This window comes from Verrucomicrobiia bacterium (genome assembly GCA_036268055.1).
GTDB lineage: Bacteria > Verrucomicrobiota > Verrucomicrobiia > Limisphaerales > Pedosphaeraceae > DATAUW01.
Map to the genome: position 1 here is coordinate 128175 of DATAUW010000018.1, position 24696 is coordinate 152870.

General features: G+C 55.3%; 22 protein-coding genes and 1 tRNA gene. 13 read left to right on the plus strand and 10 right to left on the minus strand.

The window, feature by feature from the left end:
- Nucleotides 1-81 precede the first annotated feature (81 nt).
- From VH413_13165 to VH413_13175, 3 genes are read right to left on the minus strand one after another with little or no spacing between them, the layout of a single operon-like run.
- Complete coding sequence (locus tag VH413_13165; GenBank protein HEX3799641.1) at nucleotides 82-1146, minus strand: tRNA-dihydrouridine synthase family protein; 1065 nt, start codon at nucleotides 1144-1146, stop codon at nucleotides 82-84.
- Nucleotides 1143-1661, minus strand: coding sequence for a dual specificity protein phosphatase family protein (locus VH413_13170; GenBank protein ID HEX3799642.1), 519 nt, complete (start codon nucleotides 1659-1661; stop codon nucleotides 1143-1145). Before VH413_13170 ends, VH413_13165 begins: the two co-directional genes overlap by 4 nt.
- 30 nt (nucleotides 1662-1691) lie before the next feature.
- Nucleotides 1692-2549 (minus strand): MnmC family methyltransferase, encoded by an 858-nt coding sequence (locus VH413_13175; protein ID HEX3799643.1) that lies wholly within the window; start codon nucleotides 2547-2549, stop codon nucleotides 1692-1694.
- 225 nt (nucleotides 2550-2774) lie between these two features.
- On the opposite strand from VH413_13175, the gene VH413_13180 reads away from it, so the two are divergent.
- Nucleotides 2775-4178 (plus strand): sigma-70 family RNA polymerase sigma factor, encoded by a 1404-nt coding sequence (locus VH413_13180; GenBank protein HEX3799644.1) that lies wholly within the window; start codon nucleotides 2775-2777, stop codon nucleotides 4176-4178.
- Between the two features lie 23 nt (nucleotides 4179-4201).
- On the opposite strand, the gene VH413_13185 is transcribed toward VH413_13180, so the two are convergent.
- From VH413_13185 to VH413_13195, 3 genes are all read right to left on the minus strand, one after another.
- Entirely contained in the window at nucleotides 4202-6259 is a 2058-nt protein-coding gene (locus VH413_13185) for a carboxypeptidase regulatory-like domain-containing protein (GenBank protein HEX3799645.1), read from the minus strand.
- A 152-nt stretch (nucleotides 6260-6411) separates the two neighbouring features.
- Nucleotides 6412-9843 (minus strand): leucine-rich repeat protein, encoded by a 3432-nt coding sequence (locus VH413_13190; GenBank protein HEX3799646.1) that lies wholly within the window; start codon nucleotides 9841-9843, stop codon nucleotides 6412-6414.
- A gap of 368 nt (nucleotides 9844-10211) precedes the next feature.
- Nucleotides 10212-11027 carry a hypothetical protein gene (locus VH413_13195; protein ID HEX3799647.1) on the minus strand — a complete coding sequence of 272 codons (816 nt, stop codon included), beginning with the start codon at nucleotides 11025-11027 and terminating at the stop codon, nucleotides 10212-10214.
- A gap of 38 nt (nucleotides 11028-11065) precedes the next feature.
- Between VH413_13195 and VH413_13200 the strand changes: the two genes are divergently transcribed.
- From VH413_13200 to VH413_13225, 6 genes are all read left to right on the plus strand, one after another.
- Nucleotides 11066-11209 carry a hypothetical protein gene (locus tag VH413_13200; GenBank protein HEX3799648.1) on the plus strand — a complete coding sequence of 48 codons (144 nt, stop codon included), beginning with the start codon at nucleotides 11066-11068 and terminating at the stop codon, nucleotides 11207-11209.
- Between the two features lie 127 nt (nucleotides 11210-11336).
- Nucleotides 11337-11915 carry a CbrC family protein gene (locus VH413_13205; GenBank protein HEX3799649.1) on the plus strand — a complete coding sequence of 193 codons (579 nt, stop codon included), beginning with the start codon at nucleotides 11337-11339 and terminating at the stop codon, nucleotides 11913-11915.
- Between the two features lie 2 nt (nucleotides 11916-11917).
- Complete coding sequence (locus VH413_13210; GenBank protein ID HEX3799650.1) at nucleotides 11918-12268, plus strand: hypothetical protein; 351 nt, start codon at nucleotides 11918-11920, stop codon at nucleotides 12266-12268.
- Nucleotides 12258-12560, plus strand: coding sequence for a contact-dependent growth inhibition system immunity protein (locus VH413_13215; protein ID HEX3799651.1), 303 nt, complete (start codon nucleotides 12258-12260; stop codon nucleotides 12558-12560). The genes VH413_13210 and VH413_13215 overlap by 11 nt, the downstream gene beginning before the upstream one ends.
- Nucleotides 12561-12632: 72 nt before the next feature.
- Nucleotides 12633-13787 carry an acyltransferase gene (locus tag VH413_13220; GenBank protein HEX3799652.1) on the plus strand — a complete coding sequence of 385 codons (1155 nt, stop codon included), beginning with the start codon at nucleotides 12633-12635 and terminating at the stop codon, nucleotides 13785-13787.
- A gap of 44 nt (nucleotides 13788-13831) precedes the next feature.
- Nucleotides 13832-14569: a GDSL-type esterase/lipase family protein gene (locus tag VH413_13225; protein HEX3799653.1), complete on the plus strand. Its 738-nt coding sequence runs from the start codon at nucleotides 13832-13834 to the stop codon at nucleotides 14567-14569.
- A 68-nt stretch (nucleotides 14570-14637) separates the two neighbouring features.
- Here VH413_13225 and VH413_13230 read toward each other — a convergent pair whose 3' ends face one another.
- Nucleotides 14638-15726 (minus strand): aminotransferase class V-fold PLP-dependent enzyme, encoded by a 1089-nt coding sequence (locus tag VH413_13230; GenBank protein HEX3799654.1) that lies wholly within the window; start codon nucleotides 15724-15726, stop codon nucleotides 14638-14640.
- A gap of 175 nt (nucleotides 15727-15901) precedes the next feature.
- Here VH413_13230 and VH413_13235 point away from each other — a divergent pair, with 175 nt between their 5' ends.
- Nucleotides 15902-17179 carry a TIGR03790 family protein gene (locus VH413_13235; protein HEX3799655.1) on the plus strand — a complete coding sequence of 426 codons (1278 nt, stop codon included), beginning with the start codon at nucleotides 15902-15904 and terminating at the stop codon, nucleotides 17177-17179.
- A 16-nt stretch (nucleotides 17180-17195) separates the two neighbouring features.
- On the opposite strand, the gene hpnA is transcribed toward VH413_13235, so the two are convergent.
- On the minus strand, nucleotides 17196-18203 hold the full coding sequence (gene hpnA / locus VH413_13240; GenBank protein ID HEX3799656.1) for a hopanoid-associated sugar epimerase: 1008 nt from the start codon (nucleotides 18201-18203) through the stop codon (nucleotides 17196-17198).
- Between the two features lie 126 nt (nucleotides 18204-18329).
- Here hpnA and VH413_13245 point away from each other — a divergent pair, with 126 nt between their 5' ends.
- The 5 genes from VH413_13245 (at nucleotide 18330) to VH413_13265 (ending at nucleotide 21557) form a co-directional block, all read left to right on the plus strand.
- Complete coding sequence (locus tag VH413_13245) at nucleotides 18330-18746, plus strand: hypothetical protein (GenBank protein ID HEX3799657.1); 417 nt, start codon at nucleotides 18330-18332, stop codon at nucleotides 18744-18746.
- A gap of 43 nt (nucleotides 18747-18789) precedes the next feature.
- Nucleotides 18790-19905 carry an S-methyl-5-thioribose-1-phosphate isomerase gene (gene mtnA / locus VH413_13250; protein ID HEX3799658.1) on the plus strand — a complete coding sequence of 372 codons (1116 nt, stop codon included), beginning with the start codon at nucleotides 18790-18792 and terminating at the stop codon, nucleotides 19903-19905.
- A 74-nt stretch (nucleotides 19906-19979) separates the two neighbouring features.
- Nucleotides 19980-20054, plus strand: a tRNA-Cys gene (locus VH413_13255).
- A gap of 172 nt (nucleotides 20055-20226) precedes the next feature.
- The gene (locus tag VH413_13260; protein ID HEX3799659.1) at nucleotides 20227-21276 is read left to right on the plus strand and encodes a tyrosine-type recombinase/integrase; all 1050 of its coding nucleotides are present in this window, start codon (nucleotides 20227-20229) and stop codon (nucleotides 21274-21276) included.
- Nucleotides 21277-21290: 14 nt separating this feature from the next.
- On the plus strand, nucleotides 21291-21557 hold the full coding sequence (locus VH413_13265) for a hypothetical protein (protein ID HEX3799660.1): 267 nt from the start codon (nucleotides 21291-21293) through the stop codon (nucleotides 21555-21557).
- Between the two features lie 8 nt (nucleotides 21558-21565).
- Here VH413_13265 and VH413_13270 read toward each other — a convergent pair whose 3' ends face one another.
- Together VH413_13270 and mobF are read right to left on the minus strand one after the other, a co-directional pair.
- Nucleotides 21566-21904 (minus strand): hypothetical protein, encoded by a 339-nt coding sequence (locus VH413_13270; GenBank protein ID HEX3799661.1) that lies wholly within the window; start codon nucleotides 21902-21904, stop codon nucleotides 21566-21568.
- Entirely contained in the window at nucleotides 21843-24692 is a 2850-nt protein-coding gene (mobF, locus tag VH413_13275; GenBank protein ID HEX3799662.1) for a MobF family relaxase, read from the minus strand. The genes VH413_13270 and mobF overlap by 62 nt, the downstream gene beginning before the upstream one ends.
- Nucleotides 24693-24696: the final 4 nt, after the last annotated feature.

Genomic DNA, 24696 nt, shown 5'->3' on the forward strand with positions numbered 1-24696 from the left:
AGGTGAGGCAAGTGATTTTTAACCGCGGAGGCGCGGAGATTGGAAGTGGAGGTGGATGGATTTTTTTTGGGAATTCGTGTTTTACAAATGTTCACCGGCCATGACGTCGGTGGATTTTAGGTCGAGGGCGTAGGGTTCGAGGGGCATGAGGTGATGGTGGCTGAGATGGGCTTCGCAGAGGTGGAAGAAGTCGGCTTCGGTGGTGACGCGGCGGATGTCGTGGAGGAATTTCCCGGTGGGTTCGATGCCGAGGCCGATGTAATTCAGATATTTTTTCATTTTCTGAATGTGCGAATTTTCGGTGATGCCGGCGGGGCGAACGGTTTCATAAAGTTCGCGGATGTATTCGAGCACTTGAAAACCGGTGGGGATGAAAATCTTTTCGCCGCGCTGGTGCTGGCGGATTTGCTGGAAAAGCCACGGGTTGCGGATGACGCCGCGACCGATCATCAGGCCGTGCGCGTGGGTGAGTTCCAGGACTTCTTCGGCCTTCGCGGCGGAATAAACATTGCCATTCGCGAGCACGGGGCAGGGGACGGCGGCGACGGCGCGGGCGATGTAATCGTAATGAACTTCGCTGCGATACATTTCTTTCACGGTGCGGCCGTGGACGGTGAGGAGATCAATGGAATGTTTCGCGAAGATGGGGAGGAGTTCGTCGAAGACTTCCGGTGAATCGAAACCGATGCGGGTCTTGACGGTGAACTTGATGGAGACGGCATCGCGCAAGGCGCCGAGGATGGCATCCACGCGTTTGGGTTCGCGAAGCAAACCGCCGCCGGCGCATTTGCGATAGACGACGGGCGCGGGACAGCCGAGGTTCAGGTCAACGGCGGCGATGGGATATTGCTGGAGTTCGCGCGCGGAGCGGACGAGCGAGGGGATGTCGTTGCCGATCATCTGCGCGACAACGGGGCGGCCGGTGGGATTTTTGGTGATGGACTCGACGATCCATTTTTCCAAGTGCGAAACGGCGTGGACGCGAAAATATTCGGTGTAATAAACATCCGCGCCGCCGTAACGCGCCATGAGTTTCCAGAACGCAAGGTCGGTGACATCCTGCATGGGGGCGAGCGCGAGCAAAGGCTCGGGGCGCGTGAGGAATTGTTGAAATTCGGCGATGCCGCTGGAGGGTGCGGGGTTCATGCGGCGGGCGGCGGCGGGTTGCGGGAAAGTTTTTCGAATTGTTCGAGAAAAATAATTTGCGAGGGCGTTTCGACGGCGGAAGCTTCCGTCTCACGCATGGAGGCAATGGCTTCGGCGGCAGATTTTCCGCGATGAATCAAATAGCAGGCGATCATGGTGCTGGTGCGCCCCACACCGGCCTGGCAATAAACGGCAACGGGTTCGTTGCGCGCGAGCGAGGCTTCGGTGAACACGAGAAATTCGCGGACCTGGTCGAGCGTGGGCGGATAGCCATTTTCGACGGGGAGGCAAATGAAATTGAAACCGGCGGTTTGGAAAACCGAAGCGTCGCCGGGAATATTCAGGAGGCAGACAACGGCGCGGATGCCGACGCGATGAAGCAGCAACAGCTCGTCGAGATGCGCGCGCAACGGGCCGCCGCCGTTGAGGCGCCGCTCGGGATCAATGTACGGAATTCCCATGCCGCCGATGACGTTCTCGATGGCCCACCACAAATTGGAGTAATTGGAATTCATCCGGCCGCGACTGTGCCGCGACTGGATAGCTTACTTGAACTGCGGGTGTTGGCGCAACTTTTCCCACGTGGCTTCGGCGAGGGGCGACTGGCGATAGATGGGTTCCCAAAGCGGTTCGGCGCTGGTGGATTTGCGGACGCGCGCGAGCCATTTTTGATCGAGCGGTTCGGTGATCAAAGATAGAGTGTTTGCGGCAATGGTGGTTTCTTCTTTCTCACCGGTAGCGTGGCCCGCTCCGACGTAAAAACCGGCGAGCAAAAGGGAGACGCGGACTAAATTGCTGCGGGTGTAGGTCGGCAAGGCGCAGGGGCGAATGGGATCGAGATGGCGGAATAGATTTTCGAAAAGCGGTTCGGTCCACATCGTGGGATTTTTTGCGGGCGAGAAGGCGTCGAATAAAATTGCGTGGGGCGGATTAGTGCGGAGTGCGGAATGCGGAGTGCGGAGTAAAGAGGGGAAATCGCCCAAGTGTAAGTTCCAGGTTACTTGGCGGTTGCCGTCGGTGAAGGTGTGGTGATGGTTTTTGAGAAAGGCGGCGACGGGTGGTTCGTAATCGGTGAAGTAGCCAAGGGCTTCGGCATTTTCGAGGGCGAATTGGAGCGGTTCGAGCGTGTGGTCGAAGCTGATGATGCGAAGCGGGCAATGGGTTTCGCGGGTGGCGCGGAGAACGGTGAGGACATTCGCGGCGGCGCCGAGGCCGACGTCCCAGATCACAAATTCGCCGGTGTGCGCGGTCATGCGCTCGACGAGACACAGTTGTTTTACGTAGAGCGCCTCGGCTTCGGCGGCGGGACCGATGACGGGGTGAAAGGTTTCGCGTTCGGCGAGCGAGTGGACGCTGTGGACGCCGTTGACGAGTTTGACGATGCGATAGCCGCTGGAAGACACACTTGAGGATGATTGACTCGCCCGGGAAATACCAAGCGAAAATTTTTTGAGGGGGGATGAACGCTTTGGACTCATTTATGGTGTTTAATAAAGTCACGGCTTGCGAGTACGCTCGCCCTCCCATTCAAGAATTCGGCGGTCATAGACCGCCGCTACAGGTTAAAGTTGATACGTGATTGAAATTTTTTGTTCGGTTTTGCGGCACGGCGGGGATTTACTTTGGAAATGACAATGGAGAGCCGGCAATTACTTGCGGAGTATGTGCGAACGGGTTCGGAAACGGCGTTTCGCGAATTGGTGGCGAATTATCTCGGCCTGGTGTATTCGGCGGCGTTGCGGCTCACGGGCGGAAACACGCATTCGGCGGAGGAAATCACGCAAACGGTGTTCATCGGCCTGGCGCAAAAGGCGCGAACGCTTTCGAGCGAAGTGATGCTCGGGGGGTGGCTGCATCAATATACTTTTCACGCGGCGACGAAATTTGTGCGCGCGGAGCGTCGCCGGCAAATCCGCGAACAGGAGGCAGGCGAAATGAACGCACTGACGAACGGCGCGCCGGAGGAATGGCGGAAGATCGAGCCGATTTTGGACGAGGCGATTTTGGAATTGGGCGATGAAGATCGCGCGGCGATTTTGTTGCGATTTTTTGAGCAGCGGGATTTTCGCGCGATTGGGGCATCGCTCGGCGGCAGCGAAGACGCGGCGCGGATGCGGGTGAACCGGGCATTGGATAAGTTGCAGGTGGTTTTGAAACGGCGAGGGGCGGCATTGTCGGTTGGGGCGCTGGGCGCGGTGCTGGCGGCGCACACGGCTTCGGCGGTTCCCGCGGGGCTTGCGTCGGCGGTGGCGGGCGCGGCGTTTGCGAATGTGGGCGGTGGGGTGAGCACAATCATGATTAAACTTATGGCACTAACTAAACTTCAAACGGGGATGATCGGGGCGTTGGTGGTTGCGGGCGCGATGACGCCATGGGCGATGCAACAACATGCGAAGTGGCGCGAGACAGACGCGGCGTTGCAATCGCAGAACGAAAAAATGGGAGCGCTGGTTGACGAGAATGCGCGCTTGTCGAACCAGATGGCGCTGGCGAAGGATTCGCGGGGATTGTCGCAAAAGGAATTGGATGAGTTGATGCGGCTAAGGAACCAGACGACGGCGTTGAACAAACAGTTGGCGGCGGCGAAGGTGACGCCGGTGGCGGCGGGAACAGGCCAGACGAACGTGGCGTTGAGCCCGGAAGAGGAGGAGCGGCAGAAGGCGATCGAAGAATTACAGACGATAGAGAAAATGGATAGCGCGAAGAATTGGCTGCTGGCGTTTATGATGTATGCGAACGATAACCAAAACCGGCTGCCGGGTGATTTCTCGCAGGCGACGAATTATCTTTCAAAGGACAAACAAATGGAATTGCTGCTGGCAACGAACCAGTTCGAGGTGCGTTATGGCGGGCCATTGAACACGTTGAAGGACCCGAGTTCGGTGGCAATTTTGGAGGAGATCACTTCGCCGGGGGCGACCTTGAAGACCTACGGTTTTGCCGATGGCCACGTGGAGGTAGTTAAACGGGCCGACGGCGATTTTAAAGGATGGGAGGCGCAACGCCTGACCGTGCCGCCGAGTGGGCAGTGATCGTAGTCGTGATGATTTGCAGGTTATTTTGGTTTTCGCCGCGTGCGTCCTGGCTGGCCGGAGGTGATTTTGATGACCACATTTTGGTCGCCGCCCTGGGCTGAAAGGCTTCCGAAATGTCCTTCATAAATGGCGCTAAGATGCACGGGCCCGGCACTGACTTGTTCGAATTCAAAATGACCTTCGGGATCAGTTTTGACAGAATGAGCGGTTTGGCCTTCGCCGGAAATGTAAACACTCGCGCCGGCGAGAGGGTGATCTTTTGCATCCACGACGCGGCCGGAGAGTTTTAGGTTTGCCGGTTTGAGGACCAGGTCCAGTCTGATAGCGTTGGCTTTAGTCTGGGTTTTGGTGAAATCTTGAGTTATCGAGCCGTAACCTTTCGCGGAGATGTTCAGGCCGTATTCGAGACCTTGCGGAAGAGTCGTGAACATGAATTGTCCATCGGCATCGGTTTGCATGGGGATCTTGTCAAAATCGGTTGAAGAAGTTCTAAAAGTCCCGTCAGAAGAATCGTTCATGCTGAGGGTCAAGCCGACCCGTGCGCCGGCAAGGGCGTGGCCGTGGTTATCGTTCACCTGGCCGGAAAGCGTGAGGGCCGATTTCAAAACGAGGTCTTGATTCGTGGTTGTGGGCTTGAGCATGGCGACGGCGGCCAGGTTGTTGGTCCAATCACGGGCGATCAGGCTATAAATTCCAATCGTGCCGCCGATGCCGGTGGGGTTCCAAGTGAGCTTAAATCTTCCGCGCGAGTCGGTGCGAGCCTCGCCGCCGTAGGCATCTACGGTCACGCGAATATTGGGGGCGCCGTCGCCTGATGGAGTGCGGACGACGCCGGTGAGAATTTTGGGCGGGGTTAATTCGATATGGCTGTGGTTGATTTCTGCGTTGGCGACGCGCGCCTGTTCCTGTGCGGGAGTCCACGCGGCTTTCATGGCGGAATAATGGTACTCACCCGATGGCAGCCGGAACCGGGCCAGTCCGCGCGCGTCGGTGGTGATATTGGCTTGAAAATTTCGGTTGTCGGCGGCAACTAAAGCGCCCGCGAGCGGTTTGTGATTGGATTTATCGGTTACTTTTATTTCCAAAATGCCACCTTTGACGGCGGGAATTTCAACGCTGGTTTTTTGTCCGGCCTGGACGGAGACATCCACGGCATCGGCTACCCATTTGGGCATCGGGTCACGGACAGCGCCGACGTGGGCAATGACTTGATAGGGGCCGGCGCCAACATCGCTGAAGTGGAAGGTGCCATCGGCAGCGGATTTCACGGGTTCGCGGCCCTGGTCGAATGAGTAGGTGGCTTGCTGGCGGCGGAGCCAAATGGTCGCGCCGGCCAAAGGTTGGGCGGTGGCTTGAATGAAAATTTTCCCCTGGATTTCGCCGCTGGGTTCCATGACGAGCTTGACGCCGCTTTGACCGGACTGACATTGGTTGAAGTCGAGGCTGCCGGGATCGGGAGTGGGTTCGCGCATCGCGAGGCCGGTTTTGGTGACGGTCAAGTTGGCTCCGGCGCCGGTGGGCAAACCTTCGAGGCGGAACCGTCCGTCGCTTCCGGTGCGGGTGTGGAATAATTCGTGCGCGGGCTGGCCGGAAAGAATATCGAGACTGAAACGAGCTTCGCCGAGCAAGGTTGTGCTGGTGACCTGGGACGTCCAAACGTCAGCGTCGGCGATGGGTTGATCGTGTTCGTCCACGACGATTCCCTCGATGGTCGCAGGCTTGGTGACGGTGAAAACGAGGGGAAGATCGTCGGGGTCCAATCGCCATGGGGTGCGCCAGGTGGGTGCAAGGGTTGGAGCGCGGACGAGGAGAATGCTGCCTCCGGGTGCATAAGAAAATTGGAACACGCCGTGGCTGTCGGTGTGGGTCGTCCCTTTCAATTCCAATTCGGCAGGAAGAAATGAACTGATCATTGAATGGCGATAAATTTCGATGGAGGCATCGGCGACGGGATGGCCCTGGGTATCCACGACGATGCCGGAAGCGGAGGAATTTTGCGGCACGCGGTTGGTGGTGCAGCCGCTGAAGGCAAGAACGAGTCCGAGCAGCCCTAATGGGAATAATAAACGCCAAGTCATTCTGATAATCCGACGCTTTCCAGTTTTGATTCGATCAAAAATGGGAGCGGTTGGATTGCTTATTCATAGCGTGATGGGACTCACGGCACAAACCTAATTTGGTTTGGTTTTTCTGAGAACCTGGCCGGGTGTGCGAGTCGCAATTTATGTGGTCATTGGGAAATTATGCGATAGTAGCGTCCCGGACTGTTCGTTAGCAAAGGTTCACTGAAGGAGAATGAACCGTTGGTCAGCGTGTTAGTCTGGACGGGAATCCAAACCGGGTTAGTCAGGTTAGTGGTGGCTTCGACGACGGCGGAGGTATTGGTTGCCCACGAAACGAGGAAACCAAATCCGTTGCTTTGCACGCCAAAATTCGCCGAGTTATTTAGAATGATTGGATTTGGTAGATACCACGGCGCGGTGGGGACACCCGCGTAACTATTGCTCCAACCGATGGTGCCGGGCAGGTAATAAACCGTTGTGGCGACATCGTTCGTGAAGGCCGTCGAATCGGCGACGGGAGCGTTGCCTTGAAAATCCACGGTCGTCAAGCTGAAGCAATTAGCAAAAACATCCATCGCGAGGTTGCTGATGGTTGGAGGAATGATGAGGTTGGCAAGGTTCGTGCAACCTTCGAAGGCGTCGCCAGCAAGATTATTGACACTCGCGGGAACAGTATAAGAACCGGCCAAGCCACCGGGAAATCGGATCAAGGTAGATTGATTTTTGTCGAACAGCACGCCGCCCACGCTGCTATAAACGGAATTGCTTGAATCCACATTTATCGCGGCCAAGCTGGAGCATCCGAGGAAAGCGTCCGGTCCGATGGTGGTGACACTGGCGGGAATAGAAATGGTTGTGAGGTGGCTGCAACCGTCGAAAGCCTGTTGTCCGATATTGGCAACATTCGAGCCGATTGTAATTGCGGAGAGGGCCGTGCAATCATCAAAGGCTTCCAGAGCAATGCCAATCAGGCCGGGCGGAAGCGAGACAGAACTAAGATTGCTGCAGCCTATAAAAGTTTGCTCGCCAATCACGGTGATGCCGTGGCCGATGATCGCATTAGTCAGCCCCACGCAACCTTGGAACGCGGCCTGACCGATGGAGGTAATATTGTCGGGAATGGTTATGCTGGTCAGGTTTGTGCAATTAGCTAGAGCGGTGGGACCGATGCTAGTCACGTTAATGGGAATTGAGATGCCGGCAAGACTGGAGCAAGAGCTAAATGCCGACTGGCCAATGCTGGTGACGCCCTGGCCAATGACGACATTGGTTAGCTTGGTGCAAAAAATAAACGCAGCAGCTCCGATATTGGTGACGGTATCGGGAATGTAAACGCTGGTCAGCGCGGTGACGTTTTGAAAGGCGCCAATGCCGATGCTGGTCACCGGCAAACCCGTAATCGTGGATGGAATGATCACCGCTCCACCGCTGCCAGTGTAGTGCATAATGGTGATCGTGTTTTTATTAGTCGCGAAAGTGTAGGGGTAAAACGGGTAAACGAGCGCTTTGGCAAAATAAGCGGAGGGTACACCGCCGGCGGTGGTAAAATTGCCTCCGACATAAAGCTGGCCAGAATTATCAAATATTAGAGAACCGACGGTCAGCCCACCAAAACCGGGGTTGGCACCCGCCACGCCGGAGCCCAGAGTACTCCAGGTGGAACCATTCCATTCGGCCACGGCGCTGACAGTCACTCCACCGGCTATAGTAAAACCGCCGCCAGCGTATAGATTGCCCGTGGGATCAAAAGCCAGAGCATAGACAAACCCGTTTCCGCCGGAGAGTCCAGTGCCGAGACTGGACCAGGCCGTGCCATTCCACCTGGCGATTGAGCCGGCAGTCACTCCGCCGGCGGTAGTGAAATTGCCCGCTGCGTAAAGATTCCCGTTCACGTCGAAATGCAGGGCAAAAACTCCCGCCCCTCCCGTTAATCCGGAGCCGAGAGCTGACCAATTTGTGCCGTCCCATTTGGCGATTGAATTGGCATTGGTACCATTGATCGCGGTGAAATTGCCCGCCACGTAAAGATTTCCATTGGTGTCGAATTGCAGGGAAGTCACCGAAGCAGATCCGCCGGAAACGCCGGTGCCTAAGGGGGCCCAATTTGTGCCATCCCATTTAGCAATGCCTTTGGCACTTAATCCGCCAGCAGTTGTGAAGATCCCGCCGACATAAAGAATCCCCGCCCGGTCAAGGACCAGTGCAGAAACCGGACTGCCAAAAAGACCACCTGCGACTCCTGAGCCAAGGGGAAACCAATTTGTGCCATCCCATCTGGCAATATGATTCGCGCTGATTCCTCCGACACTGGTAAAATTTCCGCCGACATACAAATTCCCCGCGCCATCCGAAACCATGACTGCATTGCTGGTATTCAGGCCGGAGGTGAACGGTGACCAGTTGGTTCCATTCCATTGCCCAAGGTAATTGGGCGATGTGGGGGTTGAAAACGTCCGGTTTCCTCCCACGGCATAAAGTATTCCGGCTTTATCGAAGAAATTCAAAGAAACTACGCCATTCACGCCGCTACCGAGAACGAAAGCGTTGGTGCCATTCCATTGCGAGAGGTTGTTAACGAGCATTCCATTGGCAAAAGAGAAAAGTCCGCCGCTGTAGAAATTGCTGGAAGCCGAAACGGCCAACGCGTAAACGGTTCCATTCAATCCGGAGCCGAAAGACGACCAACTGCTGCCATTCCATTTCGCCAATGAATTTGCCGGGACAGAGCCGGCACTCGTGAAGGCTCCTCCCACGTATAGATTGCCGGTGGCATCGCATCCCAGGGCGCTAACCCCGGCGTTAACGCCCGAGCCCAGGGCCGACCAAAAAGTGCCATTCCATTTAGCGATTCGACTCGTAAACACCCCACCCGCGGTAGTAAAAGTTCCGCCCGCGTACAGGTTTCCAGAGTTGTCCCGAGTAAGGGCGGAGACGGTCCCGTTCATGCCGGACCCGAGGCTTGACCAGACAGCGCCGTTCCAAACGGCAATTTCATTGGCGGTGGTTCCGCTGGCATTGGTGAAGGCGCCCCCGGCGTAGATGTTTCCCGAAGGGTCCGACGCCAATGCGGCCACGCTGCCTCCGCTAAGGCCAAAACCCAAGGCCGACCAGGTGGCGCCGTTCCATTTGGCAATATTGCTGGCATTCACTCCTCCAGCGAGGGTAAACGTGCCGCCCGCGTAAAGGTTTCCTGAATTATCAAAAGCCAGGGCGGATACATTGCCATTGAGCCCGGAACCAAGCGTTGACCATTTGGTTCCATCCCATTTGGCAATGTGGTTGGCACTGCTACCGCCGGCGGTGGTAAAATTTCCGGCCACGTACAAGTTGCCGTTGGAATCACAGATCGCGGCGTTGGCCTGACTGTTGAGGCCGATGGTCAAAGCTGACCATTTAGTGCCATTCCATTTAGCGATTTCGCCGACGTTGGTTCCCCCGGCGGCAATAAATGTGCCACCCACATAGAGGTTGCTGGAAGAGTCGAGCGCGAGCGCCAATACTGAGCCGCTGGTTCCCGGCGATTGACCCAGATTCACCCAATCAGCGTCAGTGAATGCGGCTCCCTGGGCAATATGAACCAGCGTTGCTTGAAAAATCAAAATGCAGAGCCAAGGGAAGGCGCGAAAGAAATACGCCGGATACCGCCGGTGTTTGGATGATAACCGAGTTGAAGCCGCCAAAACTCCTCGCAGAATTTTCATTCAGGTTAGGCTAACTAATGGGTTGGTTGAGCGTCAATTGAAATGAGGCCTGTCCCGTCAAATGTGGCGGTTATGAGACTTGGCCCATTCTTTTTGGGTCTTATCAAAGAATGGGATTGCCCGGTATTCACCACTATGCGGGAAGCCGATGAATTTGCGGCGCGCGACCAGTGTGCAGCCACTAAAGTGACGGACAAATCCAATTAATCCCAACGGATATTGTAAACGCTAAAAGCCTGACGAGTGCGGTGGAATAAATCTGCAGCTTAAAGTACGTGGCCGAAATAATCTTTGAGGTTCTTTTGGTTCACACCGTCAATCGCATTCCACCAGCAGGCGGGATAGTGCATGTCCACGAATCGGCGATCGGGAAGTTTCTGTTGGCTAACAGCAATGAACTCGTCGCTGAATCCGCGGTGCTCGGATGTTTCAAGAATTCCGCAAAAGCCGAGTATCGAAATGATTATATCACGTTCTGCCTTATTGGATTTAATTACTTTTTTGAAATGCGAATGCAGGGTGGCGCTCGTTACTTTGGGCGGCGCCGCAACGATGCTATTGATGAGATTGCGAAATATTTGAATGTCCTCCGGCGTTGGGACCGCCACATTGATCGCCAAGAAGAGATTAAGGTCGAACGCAGCATAGATCACGTCATTATGTCTGACGCCGCCCCACTTAAGCCGTTCAAAATTTAAAATATTGAGGTCTTGTTCGCGTTCGTTCAAATACAGGCCGCATAGGCCGCAGCGTTTGTCATGTTTTACCGGTTCATGAATCGGCAGATGTTGAAAGACTGCGTAGCTGCCGAGAGCGGATCGCCATTCAAGCCGCCGAGTCGAGAGGCTCGCGAGAAACGCATCAACCACGCGGCGTCGGGTCAGTTGCTTGATGGTGCTTGAAAGGTCCTCTACCAGTTTTTGATGATCACGCGTGCCCGACTCAAACATCACACCTTTAGATTTTGCGTATTTGAAATCTTCCGGAGAAACGACCCAAAGCGGCTGTGGTTTCCAGCCTTGCGGAGACCAATATGAGTCGCAGAGAATTTTCAGGGCTCGTGCATCTAAGTGGGTGTTCATGTTGATATGCGAAAAATTGTAGGCACGCGATATTATTTATGAAATGGAAAAATCCTACTGTAGCAGGCTTCTGCTGTGAGGCGGAATTTGCCGTGCAGGTATCTCAATGGGCAGGTTCAAAAGCCCTCAACCTATTGAAGGTTCTTTCGTCCCATGCGGGACTCGAATTAGAAGCGAAATAAAACCCAGCCATAAATGGCTGGGCTAAGGTCTTTCGTCCCTGCGGGACTGCGGCGGCGGCAAGTGCTTTACCTCGGGCAGTGCAAGATGCGCCCGATCGCTAAAGCCGGATGAGTTTTAAATTGAGCGATGAAATTTAAGAGACTAAATTGCGCATTGCGTGTGATGATTTTACCGTCGTTCAAATACCATCCAGATCCAATCGCCACTGGCAGCATTAGGCATTCAGAGGCTGAGTGTAAGTGCTGTCATCAGCAGCGTGGTTACATCTATGTGGGTCCAATTTTTTCGATTGAAGAGCTAGATGAGCGTATTTGTCCCTGGTGTATTGCCGACGGTTCGGCACATGTTAAGTTTGATGTGGAATTTACAGACGCCAATGGTGTGGGGGGAAATTCCAAACTGCCCGTGCCTGAATCGGTTATTGAGGAGGTCGCGTTTCGGACGCCAGGATTTTCAGGATGGCAGCAGGAGCATTGGCTGGCTTGCTGTGGCGATGCAGCGGCATTTGTTGGTCGAGCGGGTTGGGCGGAAATTGAAAGTTGGTGGCGTGATGCCGTTGCATCCATTCAGAAGGATGGCGGGATGACGGATGGAATGGAGTGGCAGATTTACCTATCTGCGCTAAATAAAGAGGGCAGTCCGACGGCATATATTTTCAAATGTTTGCATTGCGGCGGCCATCTAGGTTATTCAGATTGTCATTGAGTGTGAGCGCACTTACCGACAATGAGTCATGGATGATTGATGCGGGAGACGACGTCATTCAGAAGGAGCGGCGCACTGGCATTGCCAGCCTGTCGGCGGTAGAAAGGCTGATTGACTGCCTTTGGGTGGCGGATTGTGGAATGCGCAACGCGGGCGATTTGGAAGCGGCCCGCGATGTGGATGCTCACTTCCAGACGGAGGCGGCGCAGCTTTCAAAAGAAGCGGGTTTGCGGGCAACGCACGAGGCATTCGCGCTTTCGAGAGAGAGTTTGGAACGCGAGTATTTCGGCAGGTTTGAGGGGATTTGTGATGAGATTCGAGGCCGCATTCGACGTGATTGTGATGAAGAATAGGCCACAGAATAAAAGTACAACCACCGACTTTGTTTCTCTCACGGACATTCTCGGACCGTGGGTTGAGCCGGATTGGGACAGTGGATTGATTCGCCGTTGCAAAGAAGCGTGGAATAAACCCCTTCGCGATCTATCGAGAGAGGAACTAGCTACCTTGTTGCGACAGAGATTTGCCGTCGAACATCTTTTACCAATTGCGATAAAGAAACTAGAGGCTCAAGATGATGATAGTACTGAAATGTTTGATGGGGAGCTTTCGGAGGCGATTGCGTATGCGAGCAAACCTGCATAATAGCTCTGGAGGCCGGGGCGCAGCTTTGCTATCGAATTGACCTTCAAAGAAGGGACGTTATGCTCGGGTTGGATGAATGAATCGCAAAAAGCCGCCTGCCTGCCTTTCGCGGATTCTCCCTTTGGTTCCACTCCGAAAACAAGTGCGGTTCCACCTTCAAAGCTGATACAATCACCAGGAGACCGTTCCCTGGACCAGTGGCGCGGACTGGCTTTGGTGTTGGTTCTGATCTCTCATGGATTTCATTATCCGGTGGATCGCGTGCCCGGGGTGGGCCGCGCCGGGGTGAACTTGTTTTTTTTCATTTCCGGCATTTTGGTGTTTCGCTCGTTGAGCAAGGGTCCGGAGCACTTCTGGCAAGGCGCGAAGTTTTTTTGGAAACGCAGGTTAAAACGGCTCATTCCCGCCAAATATTTTTATTTGATTTTTATCGCGATACTGTTGCTTCTGCTGCCGGCAACTCTTGCGCCGCGTGAATTCGCGCATTCGTACTTTGATGGATTACCCAGTTCTTTCCTCTATTATCGCAATTATTACATACCCACGATGGCAGCTTACTCGCCCGCGACGCATCTTCCGGAAAATCTCGCCGGCCACCTTTGGAGCCTGGCTTGTGAAATGCAATTTTATCTCCTGGCGCCGCTGATCTTTTTCCTGGGTGGCCGCGCGTTGGCGCGGCGATTAATGGTGTTCGGACTCATCCTGATGGCGATGCTAGCGGCGGGCGCCGCAGTACTGGGGAGGTCCGATTATAATCCTTATACGTTTCAAGTGGCAGCGTGGCCGATGATGGCTGGTTTTTTTTTTGCATTTCTTCACGTCTCGTTCCCGCAATTCATTCAAAGGCTTGGGCCGGCGATGGTGGGGATCGGAATATTTTCTTTCGCAGCTCTTACGATCGCGCTTCTCTCGCACCCGGCCAGCTATACCATGCATAAACAGGTTGTAGTCCTGGCAGGCACGCTATTCGTGGCGGGATGCACGGGCTGTTATGTGACGGGAATCGCGCCACGCAATCTCTTCGGCGACATATTTCATTACCTCGGCAATCGCACGTATTCGATCTACCTTTGGCAGCAACCGCTGACCATCGGGGGGCTCATGGCTGGCGTTTTTCATCCGTGGGGGGCGCTGCTGGCCATCCCGATCGGCGCTCTTAGTTTTCGCTATTTTGAGCGGCCTTTTATGTCCAAATTTAAAAAGCCCCAGGATGCCTCCCGCCGGTGAACAAGCGCCCACACTCGCGACGGTTGCTGATTTGGACTTCAATTGTGCTCGGACTGTTGCTGTTCATTTCCGGCGTGATGAATGTGGCGCTGGTCAAAGCGGTGCGTTTTTTCTACGCGCGCGAATTGGCGGTCCGCCGCCAGCCGAGGTCATTGCGCGCAGGGGCGCACACCGGCAATCAGTCAGGAATTCGGGTGCTTTTGCTGGGCGACTCGCGCATGGCTGAGTGGCCGGAGCTGCCGGCCAATTATTACACCATCAATGCCGGCGCCCCCGCGGAAACGACTGCGCAGATCCTGCTGGGTGCGCGGGCGGTCCTCGATTCCGAGAAACCCGACGTGGTGGTGATTCAAGCGGGCATCAATGATTTGAAGGCGATTGGGGTATCCCCAGCCGACGCGGTAGAAATCAAAACCAATTGCTTTCGTAATCTCTGCGAACTGGTGGCGCTCGCCCGTGAACGCCAGGCGAAGGTGATCCTTACGCTGATACTTCCGGGCGGCAAAATTCCCATTGCGCGAAGGTTATTTTGGTCAGAGGAGGTGAATCGCGCGGTCATAGAAGTCAATCAGCAACTGTCACATCTATATGGCGGCCAGCCTGGAATCGTCATTCTGGACTTGCGAAAAGTTCTGGCTGACGACAATTCGGCCACGTCATTGTTAGACAATTATCGCGATGCGCTGCATCTCAAGCCTGAAGCATATCAAAAACTGCAAGCGGCACTTTTAGCTTTATTGGAACAGCCGCGTACGCCGGCAAAGGAACCGGCTAAGAATTAAGATTATCTCGAAACGTCATCCCTGAGTGAGCACCAAAACATCCTGGCAAATCCGAGCCTCTTATCTCTTTACAACTGCTTCATCGCATTATCCAGGGCGGCGTAGAGTTGGTTCATGGTGGCTTCGGTTTCGTCGCCCATGTTGGAGAGGCGGAAGGTTAGGCCTTTGATTTTGCCGTAGCCGCCGTCTATGAGGAAGCCTTGTTCTTTGACGAGTTTTTGGAGTTTGGCGACGTCCACGGTGCGGCCACCGGGTTTGGCGCCGTTGTTGACGCAGGTGAGGGTGACGGATTCAAAGCCTTTTTCGGGATACAGGGTGAAGCCGTGTTTGGCGGCCCACGCATGGGTCATTTGGGCGAGCTTGGCGTGGCGCGCGAACCGGGCGTCGAGGCCTTCAGCAAAGAATTCGTCGAGTTTGGAGCTGAGGGCGTAGATATGGCCGATGCTGGGGGTGCTGGGGGTCATGTGGCCTTCGGCATTTTTTTGGAATTCGATGAAGTCGAAGTAGTAACCGCGGTCTTTGACGGTGGCGGCTTTGGCCAGGGCGGCGGGTGAGGCGGCGAAGACGGCAAGGCCGGGGGGCATGGCGAAGGCTTTTTGCGTGCCGGCGAGGAGGACGTCTATGCCAAGGGCATCGAATTCGATTTTGGTGGCGGTGAGGGAGCTGACAGCATCCACGATGAACATGACGTCGGGATATTTTTGCTTGAGGGCGGCGATTTCCGCGAGGGGACTCATGACGCCGGTGGAGGTCTCATTGTGGATGAGGGTGAGGGCGTCGAACTTGCCGGTGGCGAGTTGGGCGTCCACTTGTTGGGCGCGGATGGGCGAGCCCCATTCGGCTTTGAGGCCTTCGGCCGATTTGCCGCAGCGGAGGGAGACGTCGAGCCATTTGTCGGAGAAGGCGCCGCACATGCAGTTGAGGACGCGTTTGGTGACGAGGTTGCGAATGGCGCCTTCCATGATGCCCCAGGCGGAGGAGGTGCTGAGGTAAACGAGTTGTTTGGTGTAGAACAGGGATTGCAGCTGGGGCTGCATTTTGGCGTAAAGGTCTTTGAAGCCCTGGCCGCGGTGGCCGATCATGGGTGAGGAGAAGGCGCGAAAGGTTTTTTCGCTGACTTCGACTGGGCCCGGAATATGGAGTTTAACGTGTGCCATAAGTTTGTGAAATGTTTCACAAGCGGGGATTGAACGCAAGTGATTTTCGGCGGTGGGTGAGTTTGAAGGTGTTTTGAACCGCGGAGTCGCGGAGACGCGGAGGAAAACGGCATCCCCGATTTTGGTTTTTCAAAAGTGTTGGAATGGGCGGGAGGACTGGTTAGTTTGCGGAGGAATGAGCAACCACACTTTGAAGGACAGAGGGGCGAAGATTATTTTCGCGGCGGCTTCGGTTTTGCTTTTATTTTCGTGGAGCAGCGGAGCGGCGGATGTGAAGAAGCGGACGGCGGATGAAGTCCTGCTGGTGGTGAATACGGAGAGTCCGATTTCGAAGGCGATTGCGGACGACTACGCTGGCAAGCGCGGGGTGAAAAATATTTTGTCTCTGCAATGTGCGGACTCGGCGGTGAGCCGGAAGAATGAAACGATTTCGCTTTCCAATTTTGTGCGCGAGATTGAGGCGCCAATGCGCGCGTATTTAGCGGCGCACAGCGGAATTAATTTCATTGTCTTGACGAAAGGTGTGCCGATCCGCATCACGGGTTCGCCATGGGGAAGTTGCGATGAGCATAGCCGCGAGCCGGAAAATATTCGCGGGCATCCGTCGGTGGATAGTTACCTGGCGGCGATGGACTATACGAATCTGCCCGGCGCGCTGAAGATTGACATCACGGGTTCGGGAGCGATCGGGTGTGCGTATTCAAATCGTTATTGGAATGCGACGGAACCATTTTCGCACGCGAAATTCGGCGGCTATCTCGTGACGCGATTGGATGGTTATACCGAGGCGGATGCGAAATCACTCGTGGCGCGCTCGCTCGAGGCCGAGAAAAATATCGGGGAGATTTTGAAGCAGGGAAAAGTGTTGCTGGACGTGGAACCGGTTTTTGGTTTGGGTGACAAAGCGACGCAACCGGGGCCGATCACGAATGTGGTCATCCGCACGGAATCGGCGTGGAGCGAATTCAACGCGGACATGCTGCACGCGAACGACGTCCTGACCAGTCGCGGCATTCCCGTGGAGTTGGACGTGACGAAAAAGTTCATCGCGGGCCGTTCCAATTTGCTAGGGTATTTTTCGTGGGGCAGCAATGACGAGAAGTCGTGGCAGGGAAATGAATTTTATTCGCCGGAAGCTTATCTCTCGCTTTACTTCGCGCCGGGCTCGTTGTCGGACACGGCGGTATCAACGAGTGCGCGGACATTTTTGCCGACAAAGGGCGGGCAATCGCTGATGACGGATTTGATCGCACACGGTTTGACTTGCGCCAAGGGTTATGTGGACGAACCGGAATTGCAAGGCATCGCCTCGCCGACGATTGCCCTGGGCCGCTACACGGAAGGTTACACGATGGCAGAAAGTTTTTATGCGGCGTCCCATTTTGTTTGCTGGGAGGACGTGGTGATCGGCGATCCGTTATGCGCGCCGTATTTTGGCCGCGCGGAAAAATAATTTTTCGCGGGACGAATTATTTCGCGTAGCCGTTGACACGAAACCATTCGACGGCATCGGCGAGCGCCTGACGCGGCGGAGTTTGGGGAAGGCCGAGTTCCTTGATGGCTTTGGCGGGATTAAAATACATTTTGTAAAATGCCATGCGCACGCCCGCGAGCGGAGCCTTGGGCGCCTTGCCGGTCAATTTGGAAATGCCCTCGTCCACGTATGCCGCGCCGAGAGCGACGCCATAAGGAATCTGCCATTTCGGAGCGGCAATGCCGGTGAGTTGGTTAAGAATCGCGAAGGCTTCCTTCATGCTGAGATTCCCTTCCGCGTGGCCAAGAATGTAACGCTCGCCCGCGCGGCCTTTTTCCGCGGCGAGAATATGGCCGATGGCGACATCGCGAACGTGAACCCAATTCAATCCCGTGTCCAGATACGCGGGCATCTTGCGATTCAGAAAATCCACGATGACCTTGCCGGTGGGCGTGGGTTTCACATCGCGCGGGCCGATGGGCGCACTGGGATTGACGATGACGATGGGCCAGCCCTGCGACGCGAGTTTGAGCGCAATTTGTTCAGCGCGCCATTTGGAAATTTTATAGTGATTGGTTAATTGCTTTTCTTTGACCAGCGCCGTCTCGTCAGTGGGAGCGCCTAACTGACCGCGAAATTCCCTAGGCAGGCCCACGCATCCGACCGTGCTCGTGTAAACGATACGCGAGCAACCGGCGCGAATCGCCGACTCGAGAATATGCCGCGTGCCGTCCACATTTGCCGCATACATCGGCGCGTAATCGCGAAGCCAAAGATGATAGCTTGCGGCAACGTGAAAAACCCAATCGCAACCTTTCAGTGCGTCCACATAAGTATCAGGCTGGCTGACATCGCCGGTAACGCGCTCGAAATCCACTCCATTCAGGCCGCGCAAATCCGCATTGGGCCGCAACAATGCTTTCACGCGATGCCCGCGCGCGGCTAATTCGTGAACGAGATTCGCCCCGACAAAACCCGAGGCGCCAGTGACAAAACAATTCATAAATCAATTCGGCATTTTGGGAACACTACGAAAATATTAAAGCGCAAGCTGCGGGCGAAGGCGAATGAATTTGAACGGATGCGACCTTGACTTGCGTGGCGGAGTTGAGAAACATCGCTTTGATTTATGCCCGAGAAAAGCCGTGCGAAAAAAAAGTTGAGCCGCAATGAACAGCGCGAACTGGACATCCGCATCGGTTTCATGGAAGGGGTGGTCAAGCGCGATCCGGGTTACGTCGAGGCGCTGCAAATTTTGGGGGACGATTACACCAGGCGCGGAAAATTCGTCGCCGGTTTGAAGGTGGACGAGCAGCTCTCGCAACTGCGGCCCGTGGACCCAATGGTGCAATACAATCTCGCTTGCAGTTATTCGCTCACCGGAAATTTTAACCAAGCCGTCGCCGCGCTCGAGAAAGCGTTGAACCTCGGCTATCGTGATTTCAAATGGCTCGCGCAGGACCCCGACTTGAATGACCTCCGGCTGCATCCGCTCTATAAAAATATCCGCGCCAAAGTCCGCCGTCTGCAAGCCAAACGGGATTGATTTTTAACTTATTTAATTTGATGAAGAACCAAGGATCACGTTCATGAATGTCGCCATTCGTGGACGCACGCAACATTATCGCACCGTCGCATTCGACGCGGAAAAAAATCAAGTGTTGTTGATCGAGCAACGCCTATTGCCGCATGAATTTAAGATCGTGGCGATGCGCGATTTTCACGAAACCGCCGCGTCCATCAGAGACATGATCGTGCGCGGCGCGGGCGCCATTGGTGCCACGGCAGCATACGGTTTGGCGCAAGGCGTACGTGCCTTTCACGGAAAAAATTTGCGCACCTTTCAACAACACACGGAAAAAGTTTATCAGACATTGAAGAACGCGCGGCCCACCGCCGTTGATCCCGTAAACGCAATGAATGATGTGCGGCGCGCGATGTCCGCCGGCCAAAGCGTCGAAGAACAGCAGGCCCTCGCGCTCGCCGCGGCGGAGGAATTCGCGCAAGACGATGTGCGGCATTGCGAAGAGATCGGCAAACACGGCGCGTCGCTGGTGCGTTCCGGGATGCGCTTGCTGACCCATTGCAATGCGGGCTGGTTGGCGTTCGTGGACATCGGCAGTGCGACGGCTCCGATGTATGCCGCGCAGGCGCAAGGAAAAAAATTTCACGTCTATTGCGACGAGACGCGTCCGCGTTCCCAAGGCGCAACCCTCACCGCATGGGAACTCGCGCAACAAGGCATCTCACACCAGATTATTCCAGACAATGCGGCGGGACATTTGATGCAACGCGGCAAAATTGATTTAGTCATCGTCGGCAGCGATCGCACGCTGGGACGCACCGGAGAAGTTGCAAATAAAATTGGCACCTACACCAAGGCGGTGTTGGCCAAGCGGCACGGCATTCCATTTTACGTGGCGATTCCGTTATCCACCATTGATTGGAATATCCGCAGCGGCTTCGACATCCCGATCGAGGAACGAGACGCCAGCGAAGTGCTCGGCGCCTGGGGCCTGACGCGCGGCGGACACCGCGAATACGTGCGCGTGGGAAATCCCGGCAGCGGCGCATTCAACGCGGGCTTCGACGTGACCCCGGCGGAATTGATCACGGGAATTATTACGCCCGCAGGAATTTTCAAACCGCGAGAATTGTGGAAACAGCGAAAGAAACTTGGATTCAGTGAAAAACGTGGAGCGTGAGACGACCACGCGCTCGCAGCAGAAAAAAGTTAGACTTGCGTGAACGCGCGGCTCAATTATCTTAGCGCGAGGCGGGCGGGGTAGCCAAGTGGTAAGGCACGGCTCTGCAAAAGCTGCATTCGTCGGTTCGATTCCGACCCTCGCCTCCAATCTGAACCGCGTGTGCGGCAAGGATTTGGAAATCTTCCACACGCGAGTGCCAGCAGAAGTGCCAGCAAAAAAGTATCCGGGCAGCTTCTGACATATCAGTGGTAACTCGCCCACTACCCGCTAACCGGGTCGTCATCAATCGTCGTAAACTCATCGCTGCGAAAAACAGTTATGAGACAACGATACAGACTCTATCGCCGAAAAAACGGTGGACGCTACTACGTCCACGACGACGTGACCGGCAAACAGGAAAGCCTCGGCACCAGTGATCGGGCCACCGCCGTCAGGCTGTTCCATTCCAAAAACGAGGCGGTTCAACAGCCAGCAGTAAATTTGCAAATCGCCCGCGCCTATCTTGTCGCCAGCGATCCGCAGATTGCCACCCGCAACTGGCAGTTCGTCATGGATGAAATGGTCAAACTCAAAAAAAATGAGACCCAGCACCGCTGGCAGACCGCCATCAAGGACAAGGCGTTCAATATCATCCGGCATCTGCCAATTTTGGAAACGAGGCCGGAACATTTCTTGCGCGTGCTCGAAACCGGAAAAGTTTCAACCAATGTCTATTTGCGGCGTATCCACAACTTCGCCCTGGACATGACGTGGCTGCCGTGGCCGGTCATTGTGAAACGGCAGTGGCCGAAAGTTCAGTTCAAGGACAAACGCGCCATCACTTGGGAGGAACATCAGGCCATCGTCGCCCGCGAACTGAATCCTGAACGCAAGGCGTTCTATCAACTCGCGTGGCATCTGGGCGCATCACAAACCGATCTGGCGTGTCTCGAAGCGGAAAATATTGATTGGGAACACAACGCCATCAGTTTCGCGCGCAGGAAGACCGGCTCCATTGCCATCATGCGTTTCGACGACGACATGGCGGAAATTCTCCGGGATCTGCCGGGGAGCGGTCCACTGTTTCCGTATTTGCGCACGGTTCGTTCCGGCGACCGAGCAACGGAATTTCACCAGCGTTGCGCTGGTTTGGGCATCAAAGGTGTCACCCTGCATTCATATCGGTATGCGTGGGCGGAACGCGCCAAGAAAGCCGGTTATCCTGAACGGTTCGCGCAAGAGGCGCTGGGACACAACAGCAAGGCCATCCACCGCGCGTATGCACGTCGGGCGCAGGTGGAACTGCCGCCATTGAGCGAGTTTGAACGGATGCGCACCAAGTTCGCGGAAATGTCCAAAGCCCTTGAGCCCATTATGGCCAAGGCATAACCAGAGGAAATCACATGAATTTGAATCCTAAAGTGCTCGACCCCGTGTTCCAGTTTCTCGATGGGATCATCGCGGAATATGGAGACTATCTTTTTCTCGCGTTCGTCTGGCTGTCCCTGCTCGTGCTGGCCTGGGTGTTCAGCGGCGGGTTGCGCCGGAAATTTCCCAACCAGCCGCATGTTAGGGCTGGCATCGGCATCGTCATACAGCCACCGGGACCACAACTAACGCCAATCATATTTCACGAACACCATTCGGATTGTGATGACAGCGATGTTTAGAAAACTGTTTAACCAACGCCATCTCGTTCGGCATCTTTTACTATGATTTCCAGAACGACCGGTTGACCTTCCGTGATGAGACTTCGATAGCTGCTTGGCAACTTGGTGAGCAACGACAATTCCATCCGCTGCATGACCGTCTCAATCCGCCGTAAATGGTGCCCGCGAATCGAAACCTCGTGAGCGGCGAAGACCAGCTTGAGAATTTGCTCGCCTCCACCACTGGTCAACTCCGCGAACATGAACTGATCGTGCGGTAACAGCAGCGAACGCTCTGGCGTAACCTCAAGGCGTAATGCCTCGGCTTGTGGGTCGCTGGCCCAACATTCGGGTGACTTTGTGCTCATGTTTGTGCTTGGGTTGATGACGGCGGGCCAGTTTCAGACGACAAATATTGTCGGCGGCTCGACGACCAAAACGAAGAAGATAACCATGCAATCTATTCCAAAGCAGAAGACGTCCTGGCGGAACAGAACCGGCCGCAAATTCCATCGCCAGTGGTCGGTGCCCGGAGCGGCGGATGTTTTCGCGAAGCTGTTCCTTGTCCGGTGTGAAAATGCGAATGCCCCGCCGCCCGCGTGAAATGCTGACATACCATTGCTGGGCATTCGTGGCGGCCTTGATCGTTGAGTCCGAGAACAAAACATAATCCACGGTCTTGCCTTGCGAACCGTAGGACGTGACGGCATAGCCGGGCAAAAATTCACGGTAGCTGGCATCCAGCACCCGCCCATCGGCCAATTTGATTTTCCCATCCGCGCCGACTGACTTGACCGTGACCAGTTCACCATTGGTCACGCGGCCACCAGATGCCAGCTTGCGATGAGCTTTCAGATGCAACCGGTCGTTTTCGGCCACCTTGGTATCCTGTGGACGGCAGACGGTGATTTTGTCGAGCACCTTGTCTATGACCGTGACAAACCGCCCATCCACTTCCACCAGCAGGCTGGTCTTCACGATGCCGCGTAATTTTCCGATGGCACCAGCCTGGGCTTCACGCACCTTTTGATTGAAGACAATCACGGCATCGGACGGGTAAAACTTTTCGTCCCGTTTCTGCGCTTTGGTCAAATCAATCTTTTCAAATGTTTGAACCGTCACATCATTCGGGCCGACCAGTCCCTTCGATTTCAGTTTGTCCCGCACCTGTTCATTGACGCGGTGGACCTCGGCCCAGGTCTGTGACACCACCACGGCGGAAACATTTTTCTCCGCCAGGCCAAGATATTCATCCGCCAACTTGTCGGCTTGGTCACCGACACTGCATGACACCACCACGCCCATTTTGTCGAGTTGTGAAAATGACTCATCGAATTTGCCGGATGCGGCCAGTTTGACCGCTTGCCGGTATTGTTTGATATGCTCGCGTTCATCCACGGTCTGACCTCGTGCCGGGTCCTGCCGGCGGATGTTGTGCAACTCGACTGGCCTGCCGCCCGCATATCGCTCAATGGCCAGCAACGCATCCGAAGCCTCGACCGCGCCGTGCTGGCGCGTGTCGCCCGACAGAATCAGCCTCGCATTCTGCTCACGCACCAGCCGGATCAATTCCAGCATTTGCTTCCCGCCAATCTGACCGGCTTCGTCCACGATGACGGCAGCGCCTTCGGCCAGTTCACGTTGCATCAGGAAATTAGCGACGGTCGCCGGTGACGGAAAGCCCGCCCGCTCCATGTCCACGACCTGCTGGCGTTGGGGCGCGAGCACCACCACCTTTCTGCCCGCATCCCGAATCTGATCGGCCAGTTCACGTAGAACGAAACTTTTGCCCGTGCCAGCGCCGCCCCGAAAAATTGACACCCGGTTGGTGTTGGAAACCAACGCACCCAATGCCTGGCGTTGTTCCTCATCCAGTTGAGGATTGACCGGACGCGGATGCCAGATCAGAGGATGACAGTCACCAAAACCGTCCTTCGCGATTTGGATTATTTCTCCTTCACGCATTAGATGCTCTTGCGTCGTAACCTTGCCGGGATGCTCGTCGGAGCGCAGATAATCGCGACGGCTCGTAAAGGCTTGAATGTCCGCAATCGCGACCTCCCGGCCTCTGGCGTGTTCCAGTGCGTGACGCCATAGCTCATGCTCGTGGACGACCGACCGCCGCTCAAATAGATGTTCTTCGGCCCAAGCCACGGACTTTTCGGCCAGATTTTCAGCCGCATCGGTAACGACCGGCTGGCTGCCGGTGAGACGGCGAAGCGATTCTTTTTCCGGTGAACTCATCTGGCCGTCCCAGATTGCTTGCAGCTTTTCCAAACCGATGTCCCGAATTTTTCGCGCCCGCTCCTTGTGCGCGATGTTCTCACGAATCGCCGCTAGGTTGCCATCGGCCTTTTCCGGTTCATGCTCCAGTAGTTCGCTCGTTTTCCGGTCAATCTCGTTGTGCCGTTTGGAAAACTTGTTGAGCAGCTCAGGCGAGATGCCCTTGATTTCAAAATCACCACGCGGCTTGTTTTCGATTTGATAGCCGAATTTAATCAGCGAGCGCGCCAGTTCATGGTAATAGACGTTTTCCACAAACTTTTGGGCCATGAGCATTTCGTAATTTTGCAACGCCTTCCATTTTTTCTCGACCGGGTCGAACGTGGCGTTGAACAGGATGCAGTGACTATGCAGGTGCGGGTCCAGCGCCCGCGAAGTCTCGTGCTGGAATACCGCCGCCACGATGTTGCCGGTGAGCCGATCACCGCATTCACCATTTTTGCGCACCCGTGTCGCGGCGAATGATTGCACCTGACGCAATGCCTCATTCACCGCCTGCTCATGCGCTTCCACCATCCGGGGATCGTCGCCCGCCAGTGCCGCGATGGAAACCGACTTGGCCGGTGAAAAGGTGAAATCATAAAACACCCGACGGTTGCTGTTCTCATGTTCCTGCCCATCGTGTCCGATGTCCGTGCGCGTGGTGTTCTGGCGCATCGTCAATTTCTCGCCCGTCTTTGGATGCAGATTTTCACACAGGCGAACGAACTCTTCCAGGTGGGTTACGCCACTTAGCCCCAGGTCTTCCGCTCCCTGTCCAAACCAATGTCCAGGCACCTGCTGACCTTCAGTATAATAATCGCCGACGGACAGATGCTCTTTGAAATACTGCCTGGCATCTTTCAGGCTGAATTGGGGTTTGATGGCGAGCATTGCA

Bases quoted from the DNA above. Each gene is read 5' to 3' on its own strand.
- VH413_13270 (HEX3799661.1), bottom strand. From the start codon at position 21,904: ATGAGCACAAAGTCACCCGAATGTTGGGCCAGCGACCCACAAGCCGAG.
- VH413_13170 (HEX3799642.1), bottom strand. From the start codon at position 1,661: ATGAATTCCAATTACTCCAATTTGTGGTGGGCCATCGAGAACGTCATC.
- hpnA (HEX3799656.1), bottom strand. From the start codon at position 18,203: ATGAATTGTTTTGTCACTGGCGCCTCGGGTTTTGTCGGGGCGAATCTC.
- VH413_13165 (HEX3799641.1), bottom strand. From the start codon at position 1,146: ATGAACCCCGCACCCTCCAGCGGCATCGCCGAATTTCAACAATTCCTC.
- VH413_13260 (HEX3799659.1), top strand. From the start codon at position 20,227: ATGAGACAACGATACAGACTCTATCGCCGAAAAAACGGTGGACGCTAC.
- VH413_13195 (HEX3799647.1), bottom strand. From the start codon at position 11,027: ATGAACACCCACTTAGATGCACGAGCCCTGAAAATTCTCTGCGACTCA.
- VH413_13180 (HEX3799644.1), top strand. From the start codon at position 2,775: ATGACAATGGAGAGCCGGCAATTACTTGCGGAGTATGTGCGAACGGGT.
- mtnA (HEX3799658.1), top strand. From the start codon at position 18,790: ATGAATGTCGCCATTCGTGGACGCACGCAACATTATCGCACCGTCGCA.
- VH413_13245 (HEX3799657.1), top strand. From the start codon at position 18,330: ATGCCCGAGAAAAGCCGTGCGAAAAAAAAGTTGAGCCGCAATGAACAG.
- VH413_13265 (HEX3799660.1), top strand. From the start codon at position 21,291: ATGAATTTGAATCCTAAAGTGCTCGACCCCGTGTTCCAGTTTCTCGAT.
- mobF (HEX3799662.1), bottom strand. From the start codon at position 24,692: ATGCTCGCCATCAAACCCCAATTCAGCCTGAAAGATGCCAGGCAGTAT.
- VH413_13185 (HEX3799645.1), bottom strand. From the start codon at position 6,259: ATGACTTGGCGTTTATTATTCCCATTAGGGCTGCTCGGACTCGTTCTT.
- VH413_13205 (HEX3799649.1), top strand. From the start codon at position 11,337: ATGAAATTTAAGAGACTAAATTGCGCATTGCGTGTGATGATTTTACCG.
- VH413_13220 (HEX3799652.1), top strand. From the start codon at position 12,633: ATGAATGAATCGCAAAAAGCCGCCTGCCTGCCTTTCGCGGATTCTCCC.
- VH413_13230 (HEX3799654.1), bottom strand. From the start codon at position 15,726: ATGGCACACGTTAAACTCCATATTCCGGGCCCAGTCGAAGTCAGCGAA.
- VH413_13200 (HEX3799648.1), top strand. From the start codon at position 11,066: ATGAAATGGAAAAATCCTACTGTAGCAGGCTTCTGCTGTGAGGCGGAA.
- VH413_13215 (HEX3799651.1), top strand. From the start codon at position 12,258: ATGAAGAATAGGCCACAGAATAAAAGTACAACCACCGACTTTGTTTCT.
- VH413_13235 (HEX3799655.1), top strand. From the start codon at position 15,902: ATGAGCAACCACACTTTGAAGGACAGAGGGGCGAAGATTATTTTCGCG.